28 protein-coding genes, 1 tRNA gene and 2 pseudogenes are annotated in these 26,177 nt (G+C 42.8%); 20 read left to right on the top strand and 11 right to left on the bottom strand.

What is annotated here, in order from left to right:
* Positions 1-9 precede the first annotated feature (9 nt).
* Together MCUP_RS05860 and MCUP_RS05865 are read right to left on the bottom strand one after the other, a co-directional pair.
* Positions 10-441, bottom strand: a complete 432-nt coding sequence (locus MCUP_RS05860) for a UCP014422 family protein (protein WP_013737851.1) — start codon at positions 439-441, stop codon at positions 10-12.
* Positions 438-977, bottom strand: a complete 540-nt coding sequence (locus MCUP_RS05865) for a DUF998 domain-containing protein (RefSeq protein WP_013737852.1) — start codon at positions 975-977, stop codon at positions 438-440. Before MCUP_RS05865 ends, MCUP_RS05860 begins: the two co-directional genes overlap by 4 nt.
* Before the next feature lie 346 nt (positions 978-1,323).
* Between MCUP_RS05865 and MCUP_RS05870 the strand changes: the two genes are divergently transcribed.
* Positions 1,324-2,016, top strand: a complete 693-nt coding sequence (locus MCUP_RS05870; protein ID WP_013737854.1) for a mechanosensitive ion channel domain-containing protein — start codon at positions 1,324-1,326, stop codon at positions 2,014-2,016.
* A gap of 31 nt (positions 2,017-2,047) precedes the next feature.
* Positions 2,048-2,791 (top strand): sulfite exporter TauE/SafE family protein, encoded by a 744-nt coding sequence (locus MCUP_RS05875; RefSeq protein ID WP_013737855.1) that lies wholly within the window; start codon positions 2,048-2,050, stop codon positions 2,789-2,791.
* Positions 2,792-2,793: 2 nt separating this feature from the next.
* Here the strand turns inward: MCUP_RS05875 and MCUP_RS05880 are convergent.
* A tRNA-Leu gene (locus MCUP_RS05880) sits at positions 2,794-2,878 on the bottom strand.
* Between the two features lie 373 nt (positions 2,879-3,251).
* Here MCUP_RS05880 and prf1 point away from each other — a divergent pair.
* Positions 3,252-4,319, top strand: coding sequence for a peptide chain release factor aRF-1 (gene prf1, locus MCUP_RS05885; protein ID WP_013737856.1), 1,068 nt, complete (start codon positions 3,252-3,254; stop codon positions 4,317-4,319).
* A 17-nt stretch (positions 4,320-4,336) separates the two neighbouring features.
* On the opposite strand, the gene MCUP_RS05890 is transcribed toward prf1, so the two are convergent.
* Together MCUP_RS05890 and MCUP_RS05895 are read right to left on the bottom strand one after the other, a co-directional pair.
* Positions 4,337-4,960, bottom strand: a complete 624-nt coding sequence (locus MCUP_RS05890) for a phosphoribosyltransferase (protein WP_013737857.1) — start codon at positions 4,958-4,960, stop codon at positions 4,337-4,339.
* 108 nt (positions 4,961-5,068) lie between these two features.
* Complete coding sequence (locus tag MCUP_RS05895) at positions 5,069-5,470, bottom strand: rhodanese-like domain-containing protein (RefSeq protein ID WP_013737858.1); 402 nt, start codon at positions 5,468-5,470, stop codon at positions 5,069-5,071.
* Between the two features lie 165 nt (positions 5,471-5,635).
* On the opposite strand from MCUP_RS05895, the gene MCUP_RS05900 reads away from it, so the two are divergent.
* Positions 5,636-7,033, top strand: a complete 1,398-nt coding sequence (locus MCUP_RS05900) for a SelD-related putative sulfur metabolism protein (RefSeq protein ID WP_373419055.1) — start codon at positions 5,636-5,638, stop codon at positions 7,031-7,033.
* 74 nt (positions 7,034-7,107) lie between these two features.
* Here the strand turns inward: MCUP_RS05900 and cutA are convergent, their stop codons facing one another.
* Positions 7,108-9,294 (bottom strand): glyceraldehyde dehydrogenase subunit alpha, encoded by a 2,187-nt coding sequence (gene cutA / locus MCUP_RS05905; protein WP_013737860.1) that lies wholly within the window; start codon positions 9,292-9,294, stop codon positions 7,108-7,110.
* A 108-nt stretch (positions 9,295-9,402) separates the two neighbouring features.
* Complete coding sequence (locus tag MCUP_RS05910) at positions 9,403-9,768, bottom strand: DUF2203 domain-containing protein (RefSeq protein ID WP_013737861.1); 366 nt, start codon at positions 9,766-9,768, stop codon at positions 9,403-9,405.
* A 297-nt stretch (positions 9,769-10,065) separates the two neighbouring features.
* Between MCUP_RS05910 and MCUP_RS05915 the strand changes: the two genes are divergently transcribed.
* Positions 10,066-11,346: a hypothetical protein gene (locus MCUP_RS05915; RefSeq protein WP_013737862.1), complete on the top strand. Its 1,281-nt coding sequence runs from the start codon at positions 10,066-10,068 to the stop codon at positions 11,344-11,346.
* Positions 11,347-11,399: 53 nt separating this feature from the next.
* Here the strand turns inward: MCUP_RS05915 and MCUP_RS05920 are convergent, their stop codons facing one another.
* Positions 11,400-12,242, bottom strand: a complete 843-nt coding sequence (locus MCUP_RS05920) for a hypothetical protein (protein ID WP_237697968.1) — start codon at positions 12,240-12,242, stop codon at positions 11,400-11,402.
* A 198-nt stretch (positions 12,243-12,440) separates the two neighbouring features.
* On the opposite strand from MCUP_RS05920, the gene MCUP_RS05925 reads away from it, so the two are divergent.
* The 15 genes from MCUP_RS05925 (at position 12,441) to MCUP_RS05990 (ending at position 22,989) form a co-directional block, all read left to right on the top strand.
* A complete protein-coding gene (locus tag MCUP_RS05925; protein ID WP_013737864.1) occupies positions 12,441-13,049 on the top strand; it encodes an InlB B-repeat-containing protein in 609 nt (202 codons plus the stop codon).
* A gap of 133 nt (positions 13,050-13,182) precedes the next feature.
* The gene (locus MCUP_RS05930; protein ID WP_013737865.1) at positions 13,183-15,126 is read left to right on the top strand and encodes a thioredoxin domain-containing protein; all 1,944 of its coding nucleotides are present in this window, start codon (positions 13,183-13,185) and stop codon (positions 15,124-15,126) included.
* 15 nt (positions 15,127-15,141) lie between these two features.
* The gene (locus tag MCUP_RS05935; protein WP_013737866.1) at positions 15,142-15,864 is read left to right on the top strand and encodes an SDR family NAD(P)-dependent oxidoreductase; all 723 of its coding nucleotides are present in this window, start codon (positions 15,142-15,144) and stop codon (positions 15,862-15,864) included.
* 2 nt (positions 15,865-15,866) lie between these two features.
* Complete coding sequence (locus MCUP_RS05940; RefSeq protein WP_013737867.1) at positions 15,867-16,520, top strand: hypothetical protein; 654 nt, start codon at positions 15,867-15,869, stop codon at positions 16,518-16,520.
* Positions 16,521-16,563: 43 nt separating this feature from the next.
* The gene (locus tag MCUP_RS05945; protein ID WP_013737868.1) at positions 16,564-17,589 is read left to right on the top strand and encodes a glycosyltransferase family 2 protein; all 1,026 of its coding nucleotides are present in this window, start codon (positions 16,564-16,566) and stop codon (positions 17,587-17,589) included.
* A 270-nt stretch (positions 17,590-17,859) separates the two neighbouring features.
* Positions 17,860-18,444: a hypothetical protein gene (locus MCUP_RS05950; protein ID WP_013737869.1), complete on the top strand. Its 585-nt coding sequence runs from the start codon at positions 17,860-17,862 to the stop codon at positions 18,442-18,444.
* A gap of 153 nt (positions 18,445-18,597) precedes the next feature.
* On the top strand, positions 18,598-18,894 hold the full coding sequence (locus MCUP_RS05955; RefSeq protein WP_013737870.1) for a twin-arginine translocase TatA/TatE family subunit: 297 nt from the start codon (positions 18,598-18,600) through the stop codon (positions 18,892-18,894).
* Positions 18,895-18,920: 26 nt separating this feature from the next.
* Entirely contained in the window at positions 18,921-19,274 is a 354-nt protein-coding gene (locus MCUP_RS05960) for a twin-arginine translocase TatA/TatE family subunit (protein WP_048057537.1), read from the top strand.
* Positions 19,258-20,085 carry a twin-arginine translocase subunit TatC gene (gene tatC / locus MCUP_RS05965; protein WP_013737872.1) on the top strand — a complete coding sequence of 276 codons (828 nt, stop codon included), beginning with the start codon at positions 19,258-19,260 and terminating at the stop codon, positions 20,083-20,085. Before MCUP_RS05960 ends, tatC begins: the two co-directional genes overlap by 17 nt.
* A gap of 96 nt (positions 20,086-20,181) precedes the next feature.
* Complete coding sequence (locus tag MCUP_RS10185; protein WP_013737873.1) at positions 20,182-20,316, top strand: hypothetical protein; 135 nt, start codon at positions 20,182-20,184, stop codon at positions 20,314-20,316.
* A gap of 18 nt (positions 20,317-20,334) precedes the next feature.
* Positions 20,335-20,967, top strand: a complete 633-nt coding sequence (locus MCUP_RS05970; protein ID WP_013737874.1) for a hypothetical protein — start codon at positions 20,335-20,337, stop codon at positions 20,965-20,967.
* A gap of 259 nt (positions 20,968-21,226) precedes the next feature.
* Complete coding sequence (locus MCUP_RS05975; protein ID WP_013737875.1) at positions 21,227-22,018, top strand: Lrp/AsnC family transcriptional regulator; 792 nt, start codon at positions 21,227-21,229, stop codon at positions 22,016-22,018.
* A 109-nt stretch (positions 22,019-22,127) separates the two neighbouring features.
* Positions 22,128-22,433 (top strand): hypothetical protein, encoded by a 306-nt coding sequence (locus MCUP_RS05980; protein WP_013737876.1) that lies wholly within the window; start codon positions 22,128-22,130, stop codon positions 22,431-22,433.
* Entirely contained in the window at positions 22,426-22,773 is a 348-nt protein-coding gene (locus tag MCUP_RS05985; RefSeq protein WP_237697969.1) for a hypothetical protein, read from the top strand. The genes MCUP_RS05980 and MCUP_RS05985 overlap by 8 nt, the downstream gene beginning before the upstream one ends.
* A 3-nt stretch (positions 22,774-22,776) precedes the next feature.
* A complete protein-coding gene (locus MCUP_RS05990) occupies positions 22,777-22,989 on the top strand; it encodes an SWIM zinc finger family protein (protein ID WP_013737878.1) in 213 nt (70 codons plus the stop codon).
* Between the two features lie 370 nt (positions 22,990-23,359).
* On the opposite strand, the gene MCUP_RS05995 is transcribed toward MCUP_RS05990, so the two are convergent.
* The 3 genes and pseudogenes from MCUP_RS05995 to MCUP_RS06000 form a co-directional block, all read right to left on the bottom strand.
* On the bottom strand, positions 23,360-24,229 hold the full coding sequence (locus tag MCUP_RS05995) for a DUF929 family protein (RefSeq protein WP_013737879.1): 870 nt from the start codon (positions 24,227-24,229) through the stop codon (positions 23,360-23,362).
* A 37-nt stretch (positions 24,230-24,266) separates the two neighbouring features.
* A pseudogene (locus MCUP_RS10210) lies at positions 24,267-25,082 on the bottom strand (hypothetical protein); the annotation flags it as partial.
* A gap of 3 nt (positions 25,083-25,085) precedes the next feature.
* A pseudogene (locus MCUP_RS06000) lies at positions 25,086-26,075 on the bottom strand (hypothetical protein); the annotation flags it as partial.
* Positions 26,076-26,177: the final 102 nt, after the last annotated feature.

Below are 26,177 nucleotides of genomic sequence, written 5' to 3' on the forward strand. Positions count from 1 at the left end.
GGGAGGGGTTCAGGTAACTTTGTTGAGTCTAAGTCTTCGAACGTCTTCCATCACCTTGTTAACAAATTCCTCTATTCTGGCTCTTGAGATACCTCTCTCCTCAGCCCGTTTTAACACTAACTCTTCGACTTTGGAGTAACTTTTCATCTCCTCGTTCAACTTCCTCCACGGTATCCCTCTCAAGGAGTTCGCCAACTCCTGATCAAAAGGAAGTCTACCCTCAATCATCAATACGGCGATTATAGGGTAACCTACGTAGTTCCTGTACCTAGTTCCGTTATCGTCACAACTCACGTTATTTCCATTTACTCTCACAGTGTATTCCCTATCTCCTTCAGATGAGGCAACGAGGTAATGATCGTTCGCTTTCCTCACTCTACCGTCTGCAATTGAGCCTAATGCCTCTAACACCTTTATTCTAGGTGGTGATTTTAGTATCATTTTCGACTCACCAGAGACGTTCCGAACGATATGCTCCATATTAAATCAGGGAGTACTATAAACCTCTCCACCCCTCCAGGACCAATGGAGAGGTAGCTGTGAGTCACGAAGAGGGCCAAAAAGACTAATGAGATGAGACCTAATAGCGGGTACAAGTACCTTAATACGCCATATGCTAACTTAAACGCGGGAAAAGAAGCTAGAGAGGAGAAGAGGAACGCCAAGAACGCAGAGATTAGATGAGGATAGCCCGTGGTTTCAGGAAAAATGCCAACTCCCATCATGCCTAAACCACCCATGACGAAGAACGCTGACAACAAACGACTTGAAATGAAAACTCCACTCAATACCACTAGGATGCCTAGAATTACTATAGATCCGTTAAATATTGGAGCCGTCCTACCAACTCCTAGGTCACTGATGTAATTTGAGTCCAGATTATATCCTGGATAGAGCTCCTCCGCCATCATCATGAGGATCCAGAACTGAGTCACCCCCAAAACCAGGAGGGACCCACCAATAGCTAGGTTTCTCATAAGTCTTCTCGATCTTATTGTTTATAAAAATAAAAAACAAATTATCAACGTTCCCTTAGGGTTAAATTATTTAAAACAGTTTTAAAATCCAACATCGATGGGCGCCAAATTAGCCTTGATGCCTCACGTCTCTTCTCGGTTGGATTGTCGTTTGATCCAACTGTGTAACGGTTGACTTTACGGATCTAAACCTTTAGTATTAAACTCGTACTTAACGAGTGGGTATAGATTAAGTCCAACGACGCTTATTAAACTCGTCTCATTTGGCCCTTGATCTCCCTCGATTTGAGTAATCAATTTTGAAACCTTATAAGAGCTGTTAATGCCTCTATTCATGTGATCCTGATTGAAAGAGGAAAACGTAAGTTCTGAGAAGGAAATCAGGAGTAAAATAGCGGAAAGCACGGCTAAACTCATCGCTTACATAATAGTTTTCGTCGTAGTTGAAGCGTTGGTAAACAACCTCCTTTTCCCTTTCCTGGAGTCCATAAGGTTAAACTTTATCGTAACGTTGTCCGGTTCATCTCTCGACGGTTATAAACCATACGTCAATGTTTTACTAAGTTTAGCGTTCGGTTACCTTATAATTCAAGCGTTCATAAACGTAATTTATTGGAACCTAAGGCTAAAGTACGACCATTCGACCTCAGCCTCAATAAGGAGCGTGTTCAGAATAGTCGGAGTGGGGGCCTTGGTTGCCGCCATCTCAGGTGCAGTGGCGGGAGGTGCGAGTGGAGTTGCTCTAGGCGGATTCATCGGGGTGGTTGTTGGATTCGCTTCACAACAGGTACTAGGTCAGGCGCTCTCTGGTCTCTTCCTCTTACTATCTAGACCTTTCAAAATAAAGGACCACGTCTCGATTACGGGCGACGAAGGGATAGTCGAGGAGGTTACTACGCTTTTCACTTACTTAACTAAGAGTGACAACACGGTTGCAATCATTCCTAGCAACCTTGTCATTGGAAACAAGATTTACCTCTATCCCAAGACGCTTCAGAACGAGCAAGGAAAGGAAACGAATTCTCAACAAAATAAATAGTTTTGAGCGTTTTTAAAAACGAGGAAAGCCCATGGACCTTTTAGGTTTCATCATAATAGGAGTCTTAGTTGGAGCTCTGGTTGGAGTAACCGGATCGTCTGGTGTCCTGATAGTCGTTCCAGGTCTAACCCTCTTAGGATATAGATTTCAGACTGCAGTGAGTTCGAGTTTGATAGTAGATTTAATTACAACCGTGTCCGTTGTGTTGACCTATTTTAGGTACGATAACGTTAGAGTCAGAACTGGACTTTTATTAGGTTTGGGAGCTGTTATAGGAGCTCAAATCGGATCAAGAGTCGCTGTTATGATAAACCCTCTGCCCCTAGAGATAGGTTTCACGTTTTTCGCAGCAGTAATGGCCGTCGTGTCTTTCCTAAGGTCCAGTTCCATTTCCTTCAAAAGAGTTGAAGTTAGGTTCGCACGCGTCCTGAGTTTTCTATTGAGTGTGAGTGTAGGAATACTTACAGGTACAATAGGAACTAGTGGTGGTATAATGTTTATTGCAATTATGATGGCGTTTTACAACTATGGCGTTAAGGAGATGATAGGGACCGCCACTTTCTCTATGTTCCTTTCGGCACTCAGTGGGGTGTCCGGATATGTTGCGTCAGGAGTTTACGACCTTGACGCGTCGGTTGTTATAGGTTCAACGGCTTTAATCGTTGGAACGGTGTTCGCTAAGGTAGCGAATAGGATGAAACCTAGCACAATATACCAGATACTAGGATCTGTGTTTGTAATCACATGTATAAGTGAAATTTCTAAGATATTTTGAGGTGCGGGGGGCGGGATTTGAACCCGCGCAGGACTACTCCAGTGGAGCCTCAGTCCACCCCCTTTGGCCTAGCTCGGGCACCCCCGCGTATAATGTTATCTCAATTGAAATCAAATAATAACGTTTTCGTATCCACGAATAGTTCTGTGATCAATGATCTTGAACCGCTTCATTGCCGCGTTAGCTACTTTTGACGATTTGCTAGATTGTCTAGAAACACGTTTTAACGATTAAGGGCTCCTCTTATGTCACCTAATTTCGTAACGTTTAGGGGATCTATCATAAGATGATTTGCATGGATAAAATTCTCCAATATTAGTAGTTTAAAATGAAATTTTATATGATAAATTAAAATTAGCCTGCACTAGGTTTACGCATGTTCAACTTTTTAAATTCCTGAATCTAATAAGATCTCGATCAGGGATGAGTCTTTGACAAGTACTCAATAAGTAGACAGGAGTTGAAAGTTTTACTCAGAGAGTTAAAGAAATGGAGCGCTCCCGCTACTGTTCTGCTGTCGCTTTACATACCTCCTGGAAGACCGGTCTCGGACGTAGTCAACATGCTGAGGCAGGAGGCTTCAATTTCTCAGAACATTAAGTTGAAGAGGACCAGAGACGCTGTCGAGTCTGCCATAACGACAGCCATTGATAGATTAGTTCCGATAACTAAGGTTCCTGAAAACGGTCTAGTTCTATTCTGCGGTCAAAACTTCGACACGGACGAGTTCAAATGCTATATGTTCTCCCCTCCCGAGAAAGTGACGATTTACTTCTACAGAACGGATAAGCAGTTTCACACTGAGTTTTTAGAGGACATGGTGGAAGTCTCCGAAGTGTACGGATTGCTTATAGTTGAGAGAGACCAAGGTACGATAGGAGTACTCAGAGGTTCTAGGATAGAAGTGTTAGAGGAGATGGAAGGTTACGTACCAGGAAAGCACATGATGGGAGGGCAGAGCCAAAGAAGGATAGACAGGATCATAGAGGAGCTCTATCATGAGTTCCTTAAGAGCTTTGGAGAGAAGGTTAACAGTTATTTACTTCCCATACTTGAGAGCGGAAGATTGAAGGGGATCCTCTTGGGAGGACCAGGATACGCTAAAAAGGAGTTTTACGATTCGGATTACATTGACTACAGATTGAAGAAACTAGTTCTCCTTCCTTTAGTTGACCTAGGTTATCAAGGGGAGGTAGGATTGAGGGAGATGGTGATGAAGTCTAAGGACTTACTAAGGAACCAGAAGTACGTTGAGGTGGAGGACTTAATAGAGGAACTGAAGTTTCATTTGGCAAAGGACGACGGGTTAGTAGTATACGGTAAAGATGAGATAAGTAAGGCAATGCAGATGGGTGCAGTGGATAGTCTCCTAATATTTGATGACGGTAACGTAGAGAACGAAAAGATAATGCAGGAGGCGGAGCGATACGGAACAAAGGTATACCTAGTAGGAGAGGAGATACCAGAGGCCGAGTGGGTTAGGAAGACCTTTAACGGGGCAGTAGGAAAGCTAAGGTTCAAAATCTGACGGTTCAATCTAAAACTCTATTCTAATATTTTTCTTCTTTTCATCTCTAGGAATATTTTATCTAAAGTAATTGGAGGGTTGATTCCATAGCTCTCTTTGAACGCTCGTTCTAAGTCCACCAGGTCCTTTGTCTTCCTCTCCACAATCAACTTGCTAACTAAGTTTATCTCGTCCTCCCAATAGTTCCACGGATACATAAACCACGCCCAATCCGTTACTACCTCAGCGTAGAAGTCCGGTTTGAACTTTGAAGAACTCTCTATGTGTTGCAAGGTTGCCGTCTTCATAGCTCTAGGAGTGAAGTTCTCCCCAACGTATTTACTAGTTAAGATTAAACTGTCCCCAGTGTCGGTTATGTCGTCGACTATCAACACCTTCCTATCGCTCAGATCTACCTTATAGGGATATTTTATCCTGGCTTCAGGAGTGTGTGACGCCGTCACGACCCAATGCTCCACCTTTAGGGACAGCACGTCTACCACCCCTAAGGAGTCGGCTAACAGTCTAGCTGGAACCAGTCCTCCTCTTGCCACTGCTATTATGACGTCAGGTACGAACTCCACCTTCACTTTTTCGCTTAATTTATCAGCCATTCTAACTATATCCTCCCACTTTACCACCTTTACGGGTATTTTTGGCAAATCTCGAGAAACCCCTAACCCCTTTAGCGAGCCTCCTTATCAATTTTACTATCCTAAGAAAGCTAACAGGTGAGAAACTTTAGTTTAGTTAATACAAAGGATAAAATGTTAACTTAATTTCTTTTCTAACCACTCCTCCCATTTAGTCCCGTTCTCATCCATTCCGCTCTCAACTTCGTATCCCATTGACATCCATCCCGCCATCCCTCCTATCATATAAATCGCCTTCCTCTTGTAGATGTGAGGCATGCCGTAAGTGGCATACCTTGCCCTATTCCCATGTTCGCACACTACCGCTACTTCTCTATCGGAGAAGTACTCTTGGAGGATCTCTAAGTAGTCCATTGGGATAAGTAGAGAGCCCGGTATGTGATGCTCTATGTACTCCTGCGGTGTTCTTATGTCCAAGATGAGTACCTGATCTTTCTTCCACAGCTTCCTCACCATTGAAGGGGGCAGATCTATGATGTTCTTATAGAAGGGTGTGGAATACTGCTCAATTATCTGCATACTTTAACATCGTTAAGGGGGGTTTAAATATTTAGCTTCGAAAAGGATGAAAAACCTATTTCATAAAAAATTCTCGAAATTTTATTTAATGTTTTTATTTAAAGAATTCGCATTTAAGGAAAGTTTTTTAATTCTGAAGTTGAGATCATTGAGTAGTGCTTGGCTATGAGCGACCTATTTGAGAGATTCAGAGACAATTTGAACAAGTACAAGAAGATGGGCATCAACCCCCTATCTTTAGCCACAGGATGTGCCGTAAAGGTCGATCTGATTGATACGGTTTATCCGGCTTTAGAGAAACTTAAGGAGAAATTGCTAGCTAACAACATTGAGGTGATGCCTAGGGAGGACACGGACATCTTTGTAAGCAGGGAGTCCGAGGTTCTAAAGAGGGTAATAAATGGGGGTGAGTTTGACGCAGATAGGGCAATTAGCCTGATTCAAGTTAATCAAGAGACGGCCGGAAATCCTGAAAAGTTCGCAAACTTCCTATTGAAGATTTACACTGGGGTGAAAACTAGGAGAAAACTTATCGTAGGTAAGGGACACTCGATAGTTACTACCAACCCTAAGGCTGAAGTTGGGATTCTAGATCTGTTTAAATTAGACGGACGGGAACTCAGGTCCTACACGCTCTCAAATAACGATACGATCCAGATAGTCGACCCGTTGGACGATCCGGGATCTCAGATGCAGGTCGACGTTGGAGTCTCAAACTCGCTTAACGACCTCTTCACAAAAGGTGCTTTCCAGGACTTGAAAATGATACCTGTAGCTGACGCTCCTGATCCAGATTTAAAGAAAACGCTATTAAACAACTTTGAACGCTTCTCGAAGAGATATAATGTAGAGCTGTTGACTGACGTTCAGCCCAGTACGGGGACCTTAATGATCGGGGCGACAGTTGTGGGCAAGTCAGATCATGAGCTTCCCACGTATTATGATAAGGTAGACGAAGGAATGGAGATACTCGTGACTAGACCGGTCGGAGAGCTTACACCCATAAACGTTCACATGTGGCTCCTCACGGTACCAGAACTTATCGATACGATGGAGGAGAGAGGAATAACCTTGAACAAGGTGGAGGAAGCTAAGAAGAGGGCTCTCGACTATATGACGAAGCCTAACTTTGACTCTGCAGAGGTCATTTACAATCACCTGCCTGAGTTCGGTGGAAAGTTCGATCTTGAGAGTCACGTGGCTATGACCACTGACGTCACGGGACCGGGGATATTCGTGGTAAAGGAGTTCGCTGAAAAGGCGTTGGTTGACGTAGACCTTTACGACGTACCTGTTATAGATAGAGAGATAAGCGAGTTCGCTACTGAGAACTTCATAATTCCGAACTCGACCGCAGGAACGAACGGAGCTATCGTTATATTTGCGTCAAAGAAGGTGATAGATGACATAGCGCAAGACCTGACCAAAAGGGGATTGGAACCTAGGATAATTGGGAGGGTCCTAAGGAAGGGAACTGGAGTCGTTTATGTTAAGAAAGACGTGTGTAAGCTGATTCATAGGGAGAACATCCTGAAGCACTTTAAAGTGAGAGATGCGAACTAAATTTATATTTTTGTTCTCAGAAATTAATTATAAATCTAGTATATCTTTTTCCGTGGTGAGATCTTACAAAAAGGTTAGATGATGTCCTCTGCGTTAATAGGGAGCTTAGTGAGCCTCTTCCCTATAGCCCTTTCTATGGCCCTAATTAAGGCCGGTGGAGTACCTATCGTTGCACCCTCTCCTATTCCCTTAGACGGTAAAGGAGCGTCTGACTTTCCTGTCTCAAGGTAATCCCAAGATATGTTAAACCCCTCAAAAGCTGTTGGGATGGCATAGTCCGAAAAGTTACCGGTAAGCAAATTGCCTAACTCAGAATACTTGATCTCCTCAAGAACTGTTTCGCCAAACCCTTGAATAACTCCACCTCTGACCTGACCCTCTGCAAGTAACGGATTGACCACCTTTCCTATGTCGTCTATAGCGTAATAATCTAACACCTTAGGTTTGCCTTCGATAAGCTCAACCATCACTACGTGACTACCGTAAGGATAAGTGTAGTTATTTAAACCGAAATAGGCCGTACCCTCCAGTCCTGGTTCCTCCTTATATCTCCAGACCCCGCCTAGAGCGCTCATAGACCTGGCCGCTATCTCCTTAAGTGTCATAAACTTATTCGTTTTCACGTTGGTGACTCTCCCCTGCTCGTATCTAAGTTCTTGAACGTCACTTCTCATAAACTGAGCTGCCAGCTTCATCGCCTTCTCCTTTACCTTATTGCAGGCCAGGATGGCCGCGTTACCTGCAAGAGTCAAACTCCTACTTCCGTAAGTACCGAACGCTTCTCCAATCATCGCAGTGTCTCCCCATTTCACCTCTACGTCCTCTAGATTCACCCCTAACTCATCCGCTACGATCTGAGCTATACCTGTCGCGGTCCCCTGACCGTGAGGGGCCGCTCCTATTATCACTTCTACTTTTCCGTCTCCTCTGACTCTAACTGACGCGCTCTCCCAAGGTCCGAAGTTGTTCTGCTCAAGGTAAAAGTCGAAACCTACACCTACCTTCCGTCCCAATGAACTCAAGTCCCTTGCCCTACTTTCCATCTCACGATAGACCTTCTCCGCTCTCTCCAGTAGGGTAAAGTAGTCTCCTGAGTCGTAAAGGAGACCAAACGGATTCTTATAAGGCAACGTCCTGATCAGGTTCTTACGCCTTATATCTATAGGATCCATCCTCACCTCATCGGCTATCATGTCAATGATTCTCTCAATTACGAACGAAGCCTCAGGTCTACCTGCTCCTCTGTATTGATCCAGAGGTGTCTTATTGGTGTGAACTCCTAACACTTTAACGACTATGTCCTTAACCGAGTAAGGACCCGGTAGCATAGTCGCAGCTATATCAGCTAGATAGGTACCATGGCTTGCCGCCCCTAAATCGATGTAAAGCTCGTCTATTATACCGACTAGGACACCGTCCTTTGTCGCACCTGCCTTTACCTTATGGATTTGTCCCCTCCCGTGATAGGTTGATCTGATGTCTTCACTTCTAGTGCTGATCCATTTCACAGATCTCCTTGATCTCAGCGCAGCGTAAACTGCTATGTAATCTTCAGCATAGGGGAAAAGCTTCGACCCAAACGCTCCCCCCACATCTGGCTGTATAACCCTTATGTCCTTCACTTGTCCGCCGAACGCGTCCAAAAGGTAACGTCTCATGAAGTGAGGGGATTGAGTCGGCGCGTACACGGTCAAATAATCAGGAGAGTAATTTACTATTATACCTCTAGTTTCCATCGCTGCTGGATAAACCCTTGAGATCTCTAGTTTAGCCTCAACTTTAACGTCTGCCCTCTCTAAGGCAGAGTACGGATCGCCTGAAGCGTAAGTCTTTGTATAAACTAGGTTCTTTCCTCCTTCGACTGCGCTAACCCTTTCCTCAATTGCCTGAACTGGGTCGGTAACTGCTGGGAGCTCCTCATACTCAACAGAGATGTTCTCTAAGGCATCGTAGGCTACGTACCTATCTTTCGCAAGGACAGCCGCTATAGGCTGACCCTCATAGAGGATCTCATCCGTAGCCATAGGAAAGTTCCTGGGCCTGTTTTCCACCTTGATGTTGAGTCCGGCGAAAACGTCTACTACGCCCGAAATCAAGGCTCCTGATAAGTCCACTCTCTTCAATTTAGCATGAGGTACTTGGCTCCTCAATATTGCCAAGAAAAGGGACTCTGGAGAATCTATGTCGTCTATGTACTTACCTTTACCTGAGATCAGCCTTTCGTCCTCCTTCCTTCTTATCCTTGAGCCAACGTAAGTCATAGACTAAAGTAATGAGAAAAGGGTTAAAATAGTATCCTGAATTTAAAAACCTAGTGAGTTACATAATTATAACTTAAATTAGGATTAGGAAATATTCTTTCTAATAAATTATTGATAACTAAGAATAACGTCCTTGTCTGTTATCATTTTCCTCCCTCTAAAACCCTCCTCCGTATAGTGCCAATAGATTATGTCGTCTTCATCGGTTTTCCAACACAGGTAGGCTGGCCTGTCATTTATAACCGCTGGGAAATCAACTAACCCCATCCTTATGTCCCTCACGATAACTCCTTTCTCCGTGAGCTCCTTCAAGATAGAGTCCATTTTTATCGTGTAACTCTGTATGAACTCCTTTTTCCCATCAATTAAAGCTCTCTGAGCGTTGATTTCGGCCTGTCTCAGCTCCATTATCTTACCCTTAACCCAAGGCAGTATCTCCCTAGCTGTTTTCAGGTCAAAATATGGGAACTCCATAATTAGAAACTTTGGTTTAGAGCATAATAAATGAAGTTTAGGTTTGATATTTTATCACGTGGGTCAGCCATATTCTCTCTTCATCTATCCGACCTTGTAAGGTTCATCATCTTATGACCATGAGATTGTGAATTTTATATCCCTAGAGGATCTTTACCCAACGGTTTAAACGCTTCTCGCTCTGAGGTTTTGGTACCGAGAGGGACTAGCGCCATCATTTAGGTTGTTAACTACTCTTCATAGGGGGCACACATAAAGAAATAGTTAAAACCTCTTGAGATCCGATGTCTCTTCAAATTGAAAAAACTAGCAAGGGAATTATCCTCAATTTACAAAGGAAGGAAGGCCTTATTTGTAGTGCCTGGCTACGATCGCTCCTTTCTAGAGTACCTTACCGAAGAGATAGACTCGTCTGAGATCTTCACAAACCAATCCATTGTGGAGAACAAAGTTTACATATCCACTTACCCCCCGAAGAGTCCCCTCCTGAAGGCTAGAAACGTTATAATAGTGTCCAATTTCAACACCAGATCTTTAACGAGAGTGGTGGACCAGGTCATCGTAAAGAAGTCAGAGGATCTAATGAGGGAAGCGTATCTCCGTCCATTTCGTTACAGGAGACTTCTCAGCCTACCTGACCATAAGGTCTCCCAACTGCGGATAGATTTCATTTTATCCCTCCGCGATCCTTCGGTTTTGCCTGCGAACGTTAAGGAGATGGAGATCCTTTCATCGAAAGGTGTTAAAATAATTCAAAACGTTGAGGAAGTTCACGCTAGTAGAGTGACGGTGATCTGCAGAAAGCTAAATCAGTTGCCCTATCTACAACTCAGGTCCACAGTTCTTCATGGTGGAGAACTAATTGACATGGCCAACAACCTAGAGAATTGGCACGTTGTAACTCTCGGAGAGTTAGGTTACTTCAACTTTAACCACTCTAAACCACTTGAGGGGATAGTTGCAGAGGATAGGCCTGTTGTTCTGATTGAGGAGAGAACTGTCGAACCTAGGAGTTCAAAGTTTAAAGTTGAGATGAAACGTGGTCGGATCAAAGTGAACGGCTCGACGATAGCTGAATACAAGGTTAGAGGACAAAGGATGCACATGAGAGTTGATTGTGGAAGGAACGAGGAGATCTCCTTTGAGTACCCCTCTTTCCAGACGTTCTTATCCCCTATGACCACTGGAAGATGTACTCTCTTGTTCTCATGCGTCAAGAGATTGAAGAATCTAGAGGCTTGCAAGGAGATCTCTCTAGAGGCTTACCTCATGACTAAAAATTACGTTTTGTCTGTGGGAAGGACAAACTTTGAGGCAGTCATCTTGAGTTCTTTAAATGGGGTCACAATGAGAGATCTGAACGTTGGAAGGAACTTGAGGCTAAAGGTTATGGACGAGATCTTGGATGTCTACATCAAGCTTGAGGAAAACTATTTCATAATAAAGTGTAAATCGTGTGAGAAATTTAAGGAGACGAGAGTGAGAGTGAGGAGAGTAGAGGACAATTATAACAAACTTATCAACACTTTGAAAGATATGCTCCTTAAGGAGATGATTACCTTAAAGGATAAAGGATAACGATCTCGCAAAGCTCTGCCTGATGAACTCGGCGTTGTGTTTAACAACCTGAGTTAAAGTTCAATCGAGCTCTCAGAGGGGAACTCATAATCTGTAGCCAGGATAAGCGTACCTTTGAACCTCGCGAACAACTCTGTCAGTTCCCTCAAATCCTCTTTATCAAGATGTGCCTCAGGGTCCTCTATTATCAATATCGAATCCTCGGAAGACATTTCGAGCGCCAAGCTCATACTTAATAAGCTCAACAACTTAGGGTCCACGTTATAGAGCGGCTCCCCGTCAAGGAAAAGTCCCTCCTTTTCGTCTGTGGTAAGTCTCTTACCTCTCAGGGTAGTGGAGTAGCCGTGAGGTAGGACTATTGAGTTGATAAACTCTGAAACTATCCCCAAAGTCTTAGGTACGCCCGAAGCGTTTTCAGCCTGAAGGACTAGGAACCTGTGGAAACCCGCAAGTATCCCGTCCTTTGAGCCAGGAACGAAAAGAGGTTTAGGTCTCTTAAGATCTGCGAAATAGAAAGAGTCTACCTCAACCATACCTCTTATGCCCTGAGGCACGTTTTCAGGTTTCTTCAACAGCTCAACGCTTACGCTAACTCCGCCCTCAGTCGCCTTCCCTCTGATTATGAACTTCTCCATATCTAGAGAGAATTGACCCTCCAACTTTATTCTACCCGGCTCAACTTGAGACGTTAAGATCGAGCCAAACTTGCTCTCGAAGTTCCTTCTCCACGTCTCTATTGGATCGTGGGATGTTATCCCATACAATCTAGGCATTTGGTTTAAGGTTTTAAGTAGAAAATACATGAGACGCGCTGCTTTAAATTTGCCCTTCCCTTTCAACCTGACTATACCGTTCAGCGGAACGTCCTTCCCGTTTATAGAAAGTCTAGTAGACACGATGAGATAAGTTAAAGCGTAAGTTATAACTTTGCAATTATATCAGGTGAAACAACCCTTCATCACGCATCAGGTAAGGTTGGGATCCTCATCTAACATTATATCTTTAAAACCGATTAAAAAACCGCGTCTGAAACCCTTCGAGATTAATTTCTCCAACCTCACTCTCCTTTTTCATCATCTGGAAAGCAGAAAACTATGACGAAGAAATTAGCTTTCCTAATACCTCTACTTTTGGCCATGAACGTTCACGCCGCTCCTCTCCACGTGTTCCTTTACGGAGAGCCAGCCCAAGTAATTCTTTACTCTAACGGAACGGTAATTTACGTAGGTTCTAACGAAACGATTAACGTCCAGGACTCAACGCTACAAGTTTACGTTAGTTCAATCATGCCTTACTCCTCCATATTTGTAAATGGAGTTAAGACAGACAACTTGACTTTACTCCCAAACGTCTCAACCTTAAACGTTACAGTTGAACCTCTTTATTTCACTGTACAAGTCAATACTCTTGGGGACGGTTACCTAAACGTCAAACTTGCTAACTCTTCCATCATAAAAGTTAACGGAACTAAGATCTTTAGGGTAAGAGCAGGTGACCTAATAACCCTTTATGCGGTTCCCAACTCAGGTTACTCCGTATCGAATTGGAGCAATGGGATGGTAGGAAATCAGATATGGGTGATGATATATAACAACACTAACCTTACCGTTTCGTTCTCCAAGAATACGATCAGATCCGGAGTCGAACCTGATATAAGTTACACAAGTTTAGGCTTCCTTGCTATATTAGGAGGGCTATATTAGGAGGGGTTTACTTGTTCACTAAGAGAAGGATTCAGAGCTGAAGACTGACGTCACCTATCAGAAGCCCTTTTCCTCAACATCCTAGCTATTTTTCTTGAACTTGTTTAAAAGCTGAGACTCTCTAGGATGGAGTATGAATAAGCTAGCTAACAGCTCGAGTGCGTTCTTGAGGGAATCTGCGAACCAAGAGATAGATTGGTATCCGTGGTCTGATGAGGCCTTCGAAAGGGCTAGAAAGGAGGACAAGCCCGTTTTAGTTGATGTAGGAGCTGTGTGGTGCCACTGGTGCCACGTCATGGATAAGGAAACTTACTCTAACCCAGAGATCGTTAACATGATAAATCAACACTTCGTTGCAATTAAGGTTGACAGAGATGAGATGCCAGATTTGGATAGAAAGCTGCAGAGGGCTGTAACCAGTATCACGGGCGAGTCAGGCTGGCCTCTCACGGTTTTTATGACACCTAACGGTGAGGTGTTCTTCGGAGGAACATACTTTCCTCCTGTCGACTCATACGGTAGGATAGGTATGGCAAGACTTCTGAAAGAGGTAGCAAGGTTATGGAAAGAAGAGAGGGACAAAATAAGGGAGTCCTCGCTGTCTATAACTGATTACACGCCCTCTTCGGGCAATCAAGTTAACTTCGATACCGTTGAAGTAACCATGTCATCAATAATTTCGTCCTACGATATTGAACAGGGCGGACTAGGGAACACCATGAAGTTCCCTCACCCCACAGTTGATCAGCTCATGTTGGCTTACTCCTTCTGGACAGGAGATCAGGTTAGCTCAAAGCTCTCCACGTTCACTTTGAAAAAAATGTTTCATGGAGGGATCTTTGACCAGGTAGGCGGAGGGTTCCATAGATACGCGATCGATAGAGAGTGGAACGTACCTCACTTTGAGAAACTCCTGATAGATAACGCGGAACTTATAGAGGACTATCATGATAATTACCTTTACACGAGAGATCCTATAATTCTAGAGGGATTGAAGTTAACCGTTGAGTACGTACTGAGGGACCTTTGGACTAAGGAAGGGTTCGCCTCCTCCATGGACGCTGACGTTGACGATATTGAGGGAGGTTATTACATATGGAAATGGGACGAACTAGTTAGAGCTTCGGGTGAATGGAAGGAACTAGTTGAGAAGGTTTTCTCTTTGGTTGGAGAGCAGGCGTTAGAAGGAGGAGTGGTCAGGGTGAAGCAGGACCTAAACGATTTGAGCAAGAGATTAAGTAAGGACGTGAAAGCTCTGCTTGATGAACTTAGGTTAGCTAGAAAGACTTTAAGAGAGTACAGAGACTCCACACGGAAGAGACCTTTTAGAGACGACAACCTTTACACATATCCCAACACCAGGATGGCTTACGCGCTCTTAACGTCTTACCCTGTCACAGGATATGGTGTAGAAGAAGCCCTTCAAGTAGTGAACAAAATAAACAGAAAGATAACTAGAAGATTAAACGGTGGAGGAGAGGGGTTACTCGAGGACTACGCCTCAGCGCTCCTGGCAAGCATCAAAGCGTACAGCCTCACAGGCGAGATGAGATACAGGAACGTGGCTACTGAGTTGGGGGAGGAACTTAAAGGTTTCATGACTAATCAAGGTTTCGTTGAGAGGAGAGGTTCGAGCGAGATAGCTAACATGGACACACCTAACGAATCTCCTAACTCCCTAGCCTTGAAAGCCTTAATTAGCCTCTCCCAAATAGAGGAGATCGAGGTACCAGAACAAACCGTATCCTCAATAATAGGGGATTACGTTCAAGGTCCTCCATTCTACGCTGGAGCAATTTACAGCTTAGGATCGCTATTGAACGGAATAGCGCATGTGGTTGTAGTGGACTCAGGAGATGGAAAGGCTGAGAACCTTCATAAGGAGGCGTTGCTCACTTACCATCCTTTCAAAGTGGTTGAGCTGGTGAAGGAGGAGAACAGGGACGTTGTGAGGCCCATAGTTAGGGCCATGATAAATCAGGGCGAAAAGAGCAGAGCCTTCATCTGCATCAAAAACTCATGTAGCCTACCTGTTTACGAACCCGAGAAGATTAAGTTATTACTTAAATCCAGGTAAAGAATATTAGATTTCATGAGATTCAGCAAAAAAACCATCTTACTTATTGGAGTTAGTAAAGGACTAGGTTACGCTTTAGCTTACTTCCTACTGAGGGAGGGCGCAACCGTAATAATCTCGTCTAGAAATGAAGGTAAGCTCAAGGAGATAGAGAGTTCGTTGAGGAGGTACGGTACTGTAATAAGCGTACCTGGAGATGTTAAATCTAGAGAGAGCGTTGAGGAACTTAAGAACAAAGTGAGAAGAAACGTCAACTCGCTAGACGGGTTGGCCGTTATGATAGGGGGCTATGAAGAGGATACGATAGAGGATCTTAAGGGCCTGGATTCCATGATAAATAACCACTTGAAGCTCCCTCTTTTAACAATCTCAGGATTCATAGACCTAATAAATAAGGGCGGGACAATACTTCTGGTTTCAGCTCTGAGGGGGATAGATAGGGCCTCTTCGTCTCAACTTTCCTACGCCTCAGCCAAGGCTGGTCTAGCTAAGGCTGTTGAAGTTTTGGCGGCAGAGCTCCTTCCAAGGGAAATAAGAGTTGTAGGAATAGCTCCCAGCTGGATTGATGGAGACTTCGAACCTGAGAGGGATTGGAGGAAGCTTAGGAAGTTGGGAGAAGAGAAGGCACCTCCTGAAGATTTCGCCTTGGTTGCTGCATGGTTGATGAGTGAAGATTCGGAATGGGTTAACGGCGTAGTCATTCCAGTTGATGGTGGAACAAGGTTGAAATGGGGATAAACGTGAGCGAATGGATCAAGGAGATGAGCTTCAAGCTTACAGCCGCACCTCAGAGTTTGCTAGTCCAATGTAACTGCAGGGGGAAGATACTAGAGTTGCAGAAGGATGAAAAGAAGTTTAGCTTGAGATTTCTAAGCGACTCCAAGAGAGTGAGCTTTGAGAACGGGAAGTTATTTGACTTTCACGGCCTCTCTGTGATCAAAGGAGATGAGGCTAAGAGTAAAATTGCTGACGAGTTGAGGGAGTTCGTTCCAGCCGTCATTGAGGACCTCTCCTCCCTTTACGGGATGACCGGTATACCTATTGACCTACCCAAAACCTGCGTTGAGGATATAGGTAACCTATACTTCGATGAGAGGCGTTACTTGGATTTCTCTACCACTTACGTTGAGTTCGATCTCGGTAGAGAGTTCCTTAAGGACAAGCCTGGTTTCACCAGTGAAAGGAGATTAAAACTGACGGTCTTAACGAACAACGGCGGACTTAGGACCGTACACTGGTTAGAGAGCTCTCGGGGGGAAGTTTACGCATCTAAGGACAGGATAAATTGGAACTCAGCGGTTCAGGAGTTCACAGACTTGCTTTCCGTCTACAGGCCGACGTCTGAGATACATCAGCAGATAAAGAGCTACATGTTGGCGTTCGTATCGCCTTAGATACAAGTTAGCGTTTTTAGTTAACCAAAACTCTTATCGGACTATGATAGAGCCCTTAATTGCTTTACCTATCCTAGCTGACGTTTTGCTACTTCTTCAGATATTGAAGGAGAACTCCTTCTTCAAATATGATGGAAGTTTCTGTTCTCCAGCCTCAATCATTGTTCCCATTAGGGGGGAGGATCCTGGACTTGAGCTAAACGTTAATTCGCTAAAAAATCAGGACTTCCCCTGTAGTTATGATATTATTTACGTTGTGGATCCTGATCAACCATGGCTAGCTGAACGGCTGAAGAGTTTAGGGGTTAAAGTTGTAGTTAGTCAAGGAGATTGTTCGTGCAGTGGTAAGATAAAGGCTCAGCTTTCAGGGATAAGGGAAGCAAGTAACCCGGTTATTGTCTTCGCTGACTCCGACACTTTTTACCCTAGGAGATGGCTTAGAGAGATGGTGAGGAATTTAGATAAGTACACTGCAGTTACAACTTTTTCATGGCCTGATCCGGTTAAGATGAGTCTGAGGAACTTAATAAGGGCAGGCTTTTGGACCTTAGGTTTCGAATCTCAAGCCTTAGGAGGTACGTTCCTTTGGGGTGGATCCATGGCCTTTCGAAGAGACTTCATTGATAATGAGGTGATCGATGAGTTATCTAAGGAGTGGTGCGACGATTGCACTTTAACGAGGATAGTGAAAATGAGAGGAGGGAGGATAGCCTTTAATGGGTTAGCCATCCCTCTTAACGTTTACGATGAGAGAGACATTGGACGTTGGTCCGCTAGGCAGGTCGTAACTATAGTCAAGTACTCGAACAGAGGAGCTAAGGCATTCCTCGTCATCGGTTCGTTCATGATATCTTTCATTTTACTTTTCGCTCTATCCTTACAGTGGATTTACTTAACTCCTCTATTGCTCTGGATAGCCAAGAACCTCTCGAGGTCAAGATATCTGGGCAAAAAATCTATCATTCCCTCATTAGCCTCAATTTTAGGACTCTTCTTCGGATGGGTTACCCTCATTGCAAATTTTAGGAGAAGGAAAGTCGTATGGAGAGATGTATCATATGACCTTTGAAGGTTATCTCCATTGAAACTGACTTAATCAGATCATGACCATCATCAGTTGTGACCGCAAGTTCCTGAATGCGCCTTTTGACGAGGTTCGCGGGAACTGAGAACTTTTTAACATTAAGGTGAGCTTAACATAGATGATGAAGTTCTACCCCGTGATTGTAAGGATGACGAGAGGGACATAACTGACTGCACATATAGGACTTTTATCGCACAGCAAACCTTGATAAGTGAATAGTTCTCTATTATATTGAATGATGAGGTCGAGCACTACATGAGCTATGATGAGCGGACCACCGCTGACGATGTGAGGGTGGAGATCCATCTAAACCCCTTTTCTTTTAGAGAAACAATCTCAAGGTACAGGATTGAAAGCGAGGATAGTTGGGTTAAACTAGTAGGAAAGGAAGGGGAGTATCTAGCTAAAGAGTTCGACAGTTACGCTGTCCTAGTTTATCCTATTTATCTCATTCCTACAGAATTAATCCGCTCCCTCAGTTACAGAATACCCTCTATAGACAGGTTAAGGGAGGTCCTAATGAAACCTTATCACTGGAGAGACTTCGTGACGTTTAGGGTGAGGGAGGGATTTATAATGTCCTCCGATCTTGAACTCAACGTGTTCTTAGGGATGGATCTAGTTAATGACGTTCTAGTCACAACTGGGCTAGAGTTCATCAACCTAGAGGATAAACTTGAGATAGCCTGCAGACTTCAAGACTTCGGCTCAGGCAGCTTAGATAAGGCATTTAGGAGAATATCTCTAGGGCTAAGTCTCTACTTTGAGTTAAAGAGATCGCAGGAGGACGTCGCCCTTAAACTCTCTCGGGAATTCTTGAGTAAAATACTTTCAGATTAGCTTATCTCAAAGCTTAGGTTGACTGGGTTGAGATCTCGGTTAAATTAACTAAGTTTATATTCACGTTATTAATTTATCCTCTTTTAAGATGAAGAATTAATAAAGAAATGTTTTTTAACTAGGGTCTTAAAATGATATTTTAGAGTGTTATAAATGGTCGCAATGAACCCGTCAGATATAGCGATCATAATTATAGTGGCTTTAGTTCTGTTCGTAGGTACTAGTAAGATTCCTGAGCTCTTCAGATCTATGGGAAGGGCAATAGGTGAGTTTAAGAAAGGTAGAATAGAGGCGGAAATGGAAATAAATCAAATGCAATCTCAAACCACTCCTCAAGTTAACGTCCAACAGAACACACAGAAGACCCTCTCTCAAGAGGAGTTAGAAAAGCAAATAAAAGACCTTCAGAATCAGCTGGAACAGCTAAAGAAGCAGCAGAACTCTAAGTAATCCTTTTTTTAAAGAGGGGCCCAGGTGTGATAGGTAGCTTAAGCGATGCCCTAATCATGGTTATAGTAGCTATATTACTCCTTGGTGGGGAGAAGAACTTATCTGGTACAGTAAGGAACCTGGGCCGAACTCTTTCCGAACTGAGGAAAAAACAAAACGAGTTTAAGAACGAAATAATGAGAGAGCTGTCCGAAGGCGGAGATATAACCCAGGAGACAAGATCTGCGCTCTCCTTCGATTCGGAAGTTCCAGAAGTTAGACCCGCAATCAGGCCTAGACCGACTCAAACTGAGGACCCTAGGATAAAACAACTGGAGGACCAGATAAAGAAGCTACAGGCCGAAGTAGAGAGGTTGAAGAAGGGTGACGGAAAGAACTAATGAAATAGGGAAGACTGCAGAGAGGCCCTTACTAGATCACCTTAATGAGCTGATAGCAAGAGCAAGGAGGGCATTGATCTCCCTTGTCGTAGCTTTCGTGATATTTTTCTTTTTTGAAGTTAAAGAAGTATCCTTTTTAGGTTTCAACTTCCCTATACTTTATCCTGATCTTTTCAATAGTATAGCTTCAGATTTCATTAGGCTTTTCATCCACACCGAGCTCCCGCCACAAATACAGCTTTTGAACCTTAACCCTTTCGACACTCTATTCTCAGCTGCGTATGTGGCGTTCTTCCTTTCGATGTTTATAGCCCTCCCTGTTATAGTTCATGAGATATGGGGATTCGTTTCGCCTGGGCTTTATGAGAACGAGAAGAAAATGGCTAAGCTCGTGATTTTACCTGCTTTTATCCTGTTCGCAGCGGGCTCTAGCTTCTCTTACTTCATAATCATACCAGTCATGATGAAGTTCGTTCTCATTTACACTACCTCATTGGGAGTTGAACCTACGCTAAGTCTGAGAGCTTTCATAAGTACCGTCATGTCGCTAATGCTTACTGTAGGAGTGGCCTTTGAGTACCCTTTGGTTATGAGCATTCTCACTTTGGGTGGGATAGTCAAGGCTAGTAGCTGGAGGAAAAACTGGAGATACGGAGTTCTTGGGGCCTTTATTATAGCGTGGTTCATTTCTCCCGGAACTACTGGAGGAGTGATCGAAACGACGATAGGAGTTACATTGTCCACGCTCTATTTCGTAGGGGTAATTGCTGCCTACTTTGCAGAGAGAAGGAGGAAATCAAACGCTATATAAACGTATACAAAACCTTTTAGCCTATAAATTATATGAAAGGTTTGTATATAACTGAAGTCTAATAGTTTAAATGAGTAAATTTAGAACTTAATACCTATGGAGCATTTGGTCGAGATATTAACGCTGATCCTTTCTCTTGTGGCCTATGGGATACTTCTCGTAGACGCGGTGAAACAAGCTCTACCGAGATCAGAAGTAAAGGGTGACAGCAGGAAAAAACGTATATTTTAACCAAAGTAGGTATAGTGGATGTCAAAGAAAAAGAACGATAACTCTAAGGGGAGAGTGCTTTTACCTGTCAATAAGAGACATGAATTGGAGCTGAAGGAGATAATGAAACAAATGATCGATAGAGGATACTTATCAAAGACAAGCGATTGGAAATCTTTCATTGATGAGGCTATTGAGTCTCTCATAACCTTGGTAAAGGTCTCTCCCGAACACTCCTTTGCTGAACGTGTTGAGATATTCCGCGACCTCTACTCCTCTAAATTAATGGGACTCGTACCCTTTCCTCTAAATTCTCTTCAGGAGATAATTGAAAAATATCCAGAATTTTCCAATGAGATAGTTTCCATATATTTCTCTCTTTTTAAACACAATTTTCTAATAGATACCCCTAATAATATATCTGAAATGCTTAGTTTGGTCAAAAGGTTTTTCATAGCTATAACTCCCTTACCGAACGCGCAAAACGTTATAGTGAAACAGAACGGATCGTGTGGAACCTTTATTATATTTGCTTCTTATTTTGGTAAAAATTTATCTGAAAGGGTGTACTTACCCCTTTTGAGGTCAATACTGGATGAGATTAAGGCTGAAGTCAAATCGTTAAAAGGAGATAACATAACGATAGAGGCTGTTGTTTGCACGAGGAGTTAGATCCTCCCCCATACTTAGACAAAACTATTCAAGCGTTCATGAGGTAGGATTTAAGTTCAGTGGTTTTAGTACTGTGATATAATTTTTACTAAAGATGCAATTTTAAATAATTATTAAATATGGGGAACCAAGGACACAGTCTATACTAAATTTTAATTATCTCAAACCTTAAAAATTATAGATGGATGAAGTAGATAAAAAGGAACCAAGGACACAGTCTATACTAAATTTTAATTATCTCAAACCTTAAAAATTATAGATGGATGAAGTAGATAAAAAAATACTTTATCTCCTATTTAGAGACGGGAGGATAAGCCAAAGGAGGATAGCTGAGGAACTGAACATCACCCCTCCAACCTTAAACTATAGGTTCAAGAAGCTCGAGGAAGAGGGTATCTTGAAGGGCTTCGTAACCTTCATAAATCCGTCCTACCTCTCTCAATATTACGGATTCTTAGCCTTCGTGAACTACACAGACTACGATTCGGACTGGATATTCCTGAAGTTCAAATGTGTAGAATGGTTGAACGTTTACGGTATATTAGGAAAGAGCGTGAGAGATTTAGAGGACAAAATGGAGAAGATGTCTAAAACTCTCGGTGAACCCAGACTTAAATACATTCCTGAACAGGAACCTGTGGATCTCAAACCTTTGGACATAAACATCATTGAAGCGTTAAAAGAGAGTCCACGAGCTTCAGAGAGCGAGATATCACAAAAGATCGGTATCTCCTCAAAGCTAGTTTCAAAGAGATTGAAAATCCTCTCTAAGAAAGGCGTGTTTGCGGTTTATCCGATCCTAGATATCCCTAGATCTGGACTAGTGATGTTTTCCATGTTCTCGAGAGACATAAAGAAAATAACAGGGACCTTGGAACAGTGCACCATATTTAGAATAACTGACGGTAAGGCCGGAATTAACGTCTGCCTAGTTGAAAACATGTTACTTACTAGGAATTACGTCAACTCGGCTAGGTTGCACGATCCAGACGCTGACGTCATGATAATCTATCAGTATCAATTGAGTTCTCTGAGGTTAGTAGCTGATTGATGTTTATAATCAATTCTGATTTTATTATACAAGTTATAATTATATTGAGGTATAAAGTTTGAGTGAATTTGCAAAATGTATTTAGGATAGAACTGACTAATTATAACATATGAACTTCACAGAGACGAAGGAAATGAGAGATTTTAGGACAAGGTTGAAGAAGTCGATTTACATCATGTCGTTAGTGGCGTGGAGATTGAACGGCGAGGACAGAGAGGACGCTCTATCAATTAGAAACCTAATGAGGGAGTTGAAAAACAAGCTGGACGAGGATGCTAACCTGAGTGAGTTGGACTTTACAGAGATATATGGCGCAATAATTCTTGGCTTAAGTATATTATATTCTAGTTTAGAGAACGACTTGGTAAAGAAGGACTTGTTGAACATTCAGGACACTCTTTCCATCGGTGGATGAATTGGACAAGAATCTAGTGGCCCTCTTAGGAGAGGCTGGGGCCACGGGATTAGCGAAAGGGATTTATGTAGTAAAGAAGAGTGATAAGTTCAGAAAGGCACTCGAAGAGGAGACGTCACACTGGAATTTCTTTAGAGCAAAAAGGAGATCTTGGCTTGAGTACCCAACGTATTTCCTTCTCCTCTTCCTAGGAGTGATAGTAGGTTTGTTAGGAGATAGGGTGATCAGAAAAGTGATTAACTACGTTGAGACAAAAGCAATTGAATTCTACGTCCAAAACTTCCCTTTAACAGGAGAGATAATGACGATCGTGGAACAAGAAAAACATCATTTCGTGTGAGACATGATTGTTAGGAAACTAGGAGATAAGGTTGAGGTTGAGGGGACTGTACCAGCTAGATGTTCTTTGTCTGGATTTAAAGTAAAGATTGTATTAGAAGGCGTAAGGATAGTGGATGGCAAATGTGAATGTGGTTCCTATCCATGCCAACACATCTCAAAATTGTATGTAAGATATATGAGGTATAAAAATGAAAACAAGGTAAAATTTGGTTGATTTTTTAGAACAAGTGAAAACTTAGGTGATCCAACTCAATATCTTTAAGGAATGGACAAGGATACTCTCTAGTTAAGTGTTAAGGATAAATCAAGGGCTTCATGATATACTGAGAACTTACTCGATCTAAGAGCGCTGTCAAAACAATTATCGATAACATATAACATAAAAGTTTATAACCAGGATTAAGGCTAAAGAAACGCTCAAGTGAAGACAATAAGAAGTCTTTCAAAGATGTAAAAAAATGAATTAATTTATTATTAACTAATATGTCATTACCCTTCTGTCGAATTTACGCTGTTGGGGAAAAATTTTATTTGACAATGGACAAAGCTTAATTTTACAACCCTCTTCCTTGAAAACAAACAAATTAAATTATCCTTTTTATTTCGTATTGTTGTAATAAATTATCTAAATTCAAACTAGAAATGTAGTTATATTGGAAATATCCAAGATCTGTTCTAACTTGAACACCTAGAGAGCTCTCATAATGTTGAACGGCAGAAGCGTTGCAAACTTGAGAGGGCTGATTTCCATCAACTGAACAAATCTCCGCAGTTATCAAGTTCGCCGTTGAGTAGATCTGACGTGACAATGTATCATTGATTCCGAGCTCTTTTATAACGTAAGTCCAGTTGTGCCCGCTAAGTAATCCGGGATCGTTGGTAGTGCCGACTTGATAATAGATCCCTGCTATGTCTAGGAAAGGTATGCTTCCATTAGCTAGCTGATTCCACATTAAGTATATATTTTGAGGTACTGATTGTAAAGGTTCATGGTACCTGTTTTGATACTCATAGGCTAGTACAGAAATATAATTGCTATGATAAGACAGGTTTTCAAGAGTAAAAGTAGGAACGTCCGGATAAATGTCCGTTGAACTGGACTCCATATATCTTAGACCGGAGATGTTTCCAAATCTGCTTAAGGCTATCACTAGCGACCATATCTCTGCTCCACAATAAGGACACCACTCGGCTCCTACAAAAATTATTACAGGTTTACCGTCATAAGTAAGTTCAGACGAACTTTGGTATTTAACCGTATATACTAGTTCATTATTATATTCCACATAGCTGGAGCTGTTTTCGGAAATCTGCTTTAATTGAAGGTTTACCGATGGGGATACAAACGTGTTAATTTGATCTGAGGTGGAATCAATTTTTTGTAAGTTAAAATAGGCTAAAGCTGAAATAAATAAGACCACGACTATAAAAAATACCAGAAAACTGATCTTCATTATCATCTACCTAAGTTTATGGTAGAAAAAAATTGTCTTATTCATATGGAGACGGATACGGATAGATGTTTGGATCGCTGAAGTATAGTATCATGTTGCTTGGTGCGGATATAACGTCTACTCCTGGTTTACCTAAAGCCTCCCATATTGGGTTACCCTGATTAGCTGAGGCCACTGCGCTATCGTATGTGCTCATTGCCTTTTGTACGTTCTGATAGGAGTTGAGGCATAGTGCTGTTGGGTCAGATTGGTTAGAGGGAACTATAGCGTTGCATTGACCTGTCAATGGGTTAGGGAATATGTTGGGGTTGAAGTCAAGGACTACAACTATGTACCACGGTATGGAGGTGTTAGTTGAGAATGTCACTATATGATCGTGAGCTGGAGTCGGTAGTACTCCCTCTGGTAGTCCGAATACTCCGTTGTTTATACCTAGATATTTCTCGACTATGGTGAAGACGGGAGAGTAAATGTACATCATGTGATCGGCACATCCGGCTTCTGTTCCAGAGGCACCGCATTGGGTTAGGACTGTATAGTTCTGCCCGTCATAATGGAAGACAGGATATCCTTGAGGTGTTGAGCCTAACTTTTGAACTCCAAATATTGATAGGCCAGCGAAGGCTGGAACTACAACGTATACCGGTGCTGCGTTAGGAGGTAACTGACTTGCGCTAGGGGCTGCACCTACCTCGCATCCCATAGCTACTTGGTTTGCCTGAGTTTCATTAGGGAAGAACTGAGTTAATGACGGAGTGCAGGAGAATTGGGCAGTATAAAGGAAAGTTATTACCTGACCGTTCATGAACGCTCCAGAGGAAGGAGCAGCAGCAGGTGTAGGAAGAACCTGAGATAGAGACGGATACGGATAGATGTTTGGATCGCTGAAGTATAGTATCATGTTGCTTGGTGCGGATATAACGTCTACTCCTGGTTTACCTAAAGCCTCCCATATTGGGTTACCCTGATTAGCTGAGGCCACTGCGCTATCGTATGTGCTCATTGCCTTTTGTACGTTCTGATAGGAGTTGAGGCATAGTGCTGTTGGGTCAGATTGGTTAGAGGGAACTATAGCGTTGCATTGACCTGTCAATGGGTTAGGGAATATGTTGGGGTTGAAGTCAAGGACTACAACTATGTACCACGGTATGGAGGTGTTAGTTGAGAATGTCACTATATGATCGTGAGCTGGAGTCGGTAGTACTCCCTCTGGTAGTCCGAATACTCCGTTGTTTATACCTAGATATTTCTCGACTATGGTGAAGACGGGAGAGTAAATGTACATCATGTGATCGGCACATCCGGCTTCTGTTCCAGAGGCACCGCATTGGGTTAGGACTGTATAGTTCTGCCCGTTATAATGGAAGACAGGATATCCTTGAGGTGTTGAGCCTAACTTTTGAACTCCAAATATTGATAGGCCAGCGAAGGCTGGAACTACAACGTATACCGGTGCTGCGTTAGGAGGTAACTGACTTGCGCTAGGGGCTGCACCTACCTCGCATCCCATAGCTACTTGGTTTGCCTGAGTTTCATTAGGGAAGAACTGAGTTAATGACGGAGTGCAGGAGAATTGGGCAGTATAAAGGAAAGTTATTACCTGACCGTTCATGAACGCTCCAGAGGAAGGAGCAGGTGTAGGAACTTCAACAGTCCTGTTAACGTAGACGGTTTTGTTAACGTAGACCGGAACCGTCTTATTTATGTAAACTGGTTGCGTCACGTTGACGTATTTGGTTGTTGGAGGCTTTGTTAGATATAGTCCAAAACCTACTGCAGCAACTATTACTAATATAATAGTTACTGCAGCAAAAATTGTGTTTGATATAGCTTTTTTGGAACTCATTGCGCTAAGAAAAGCGATATCGTAATTAAGCGTAAATAAGATATCTTCTAACTGATTTGGGGGGGAAACTTCCTTGATTTATTAGAAGTTTTCTAACGAACC

This window comes from Metallosphaera cuprina Ar-4 (assembly GCF_000204925.1).
Lineage (GTDB): Archaea > Thermoproteota > Thermoprotei_A > Sulfolobales > Sulfolobaceae > Metallosphaera > Metallosphaera cuprina.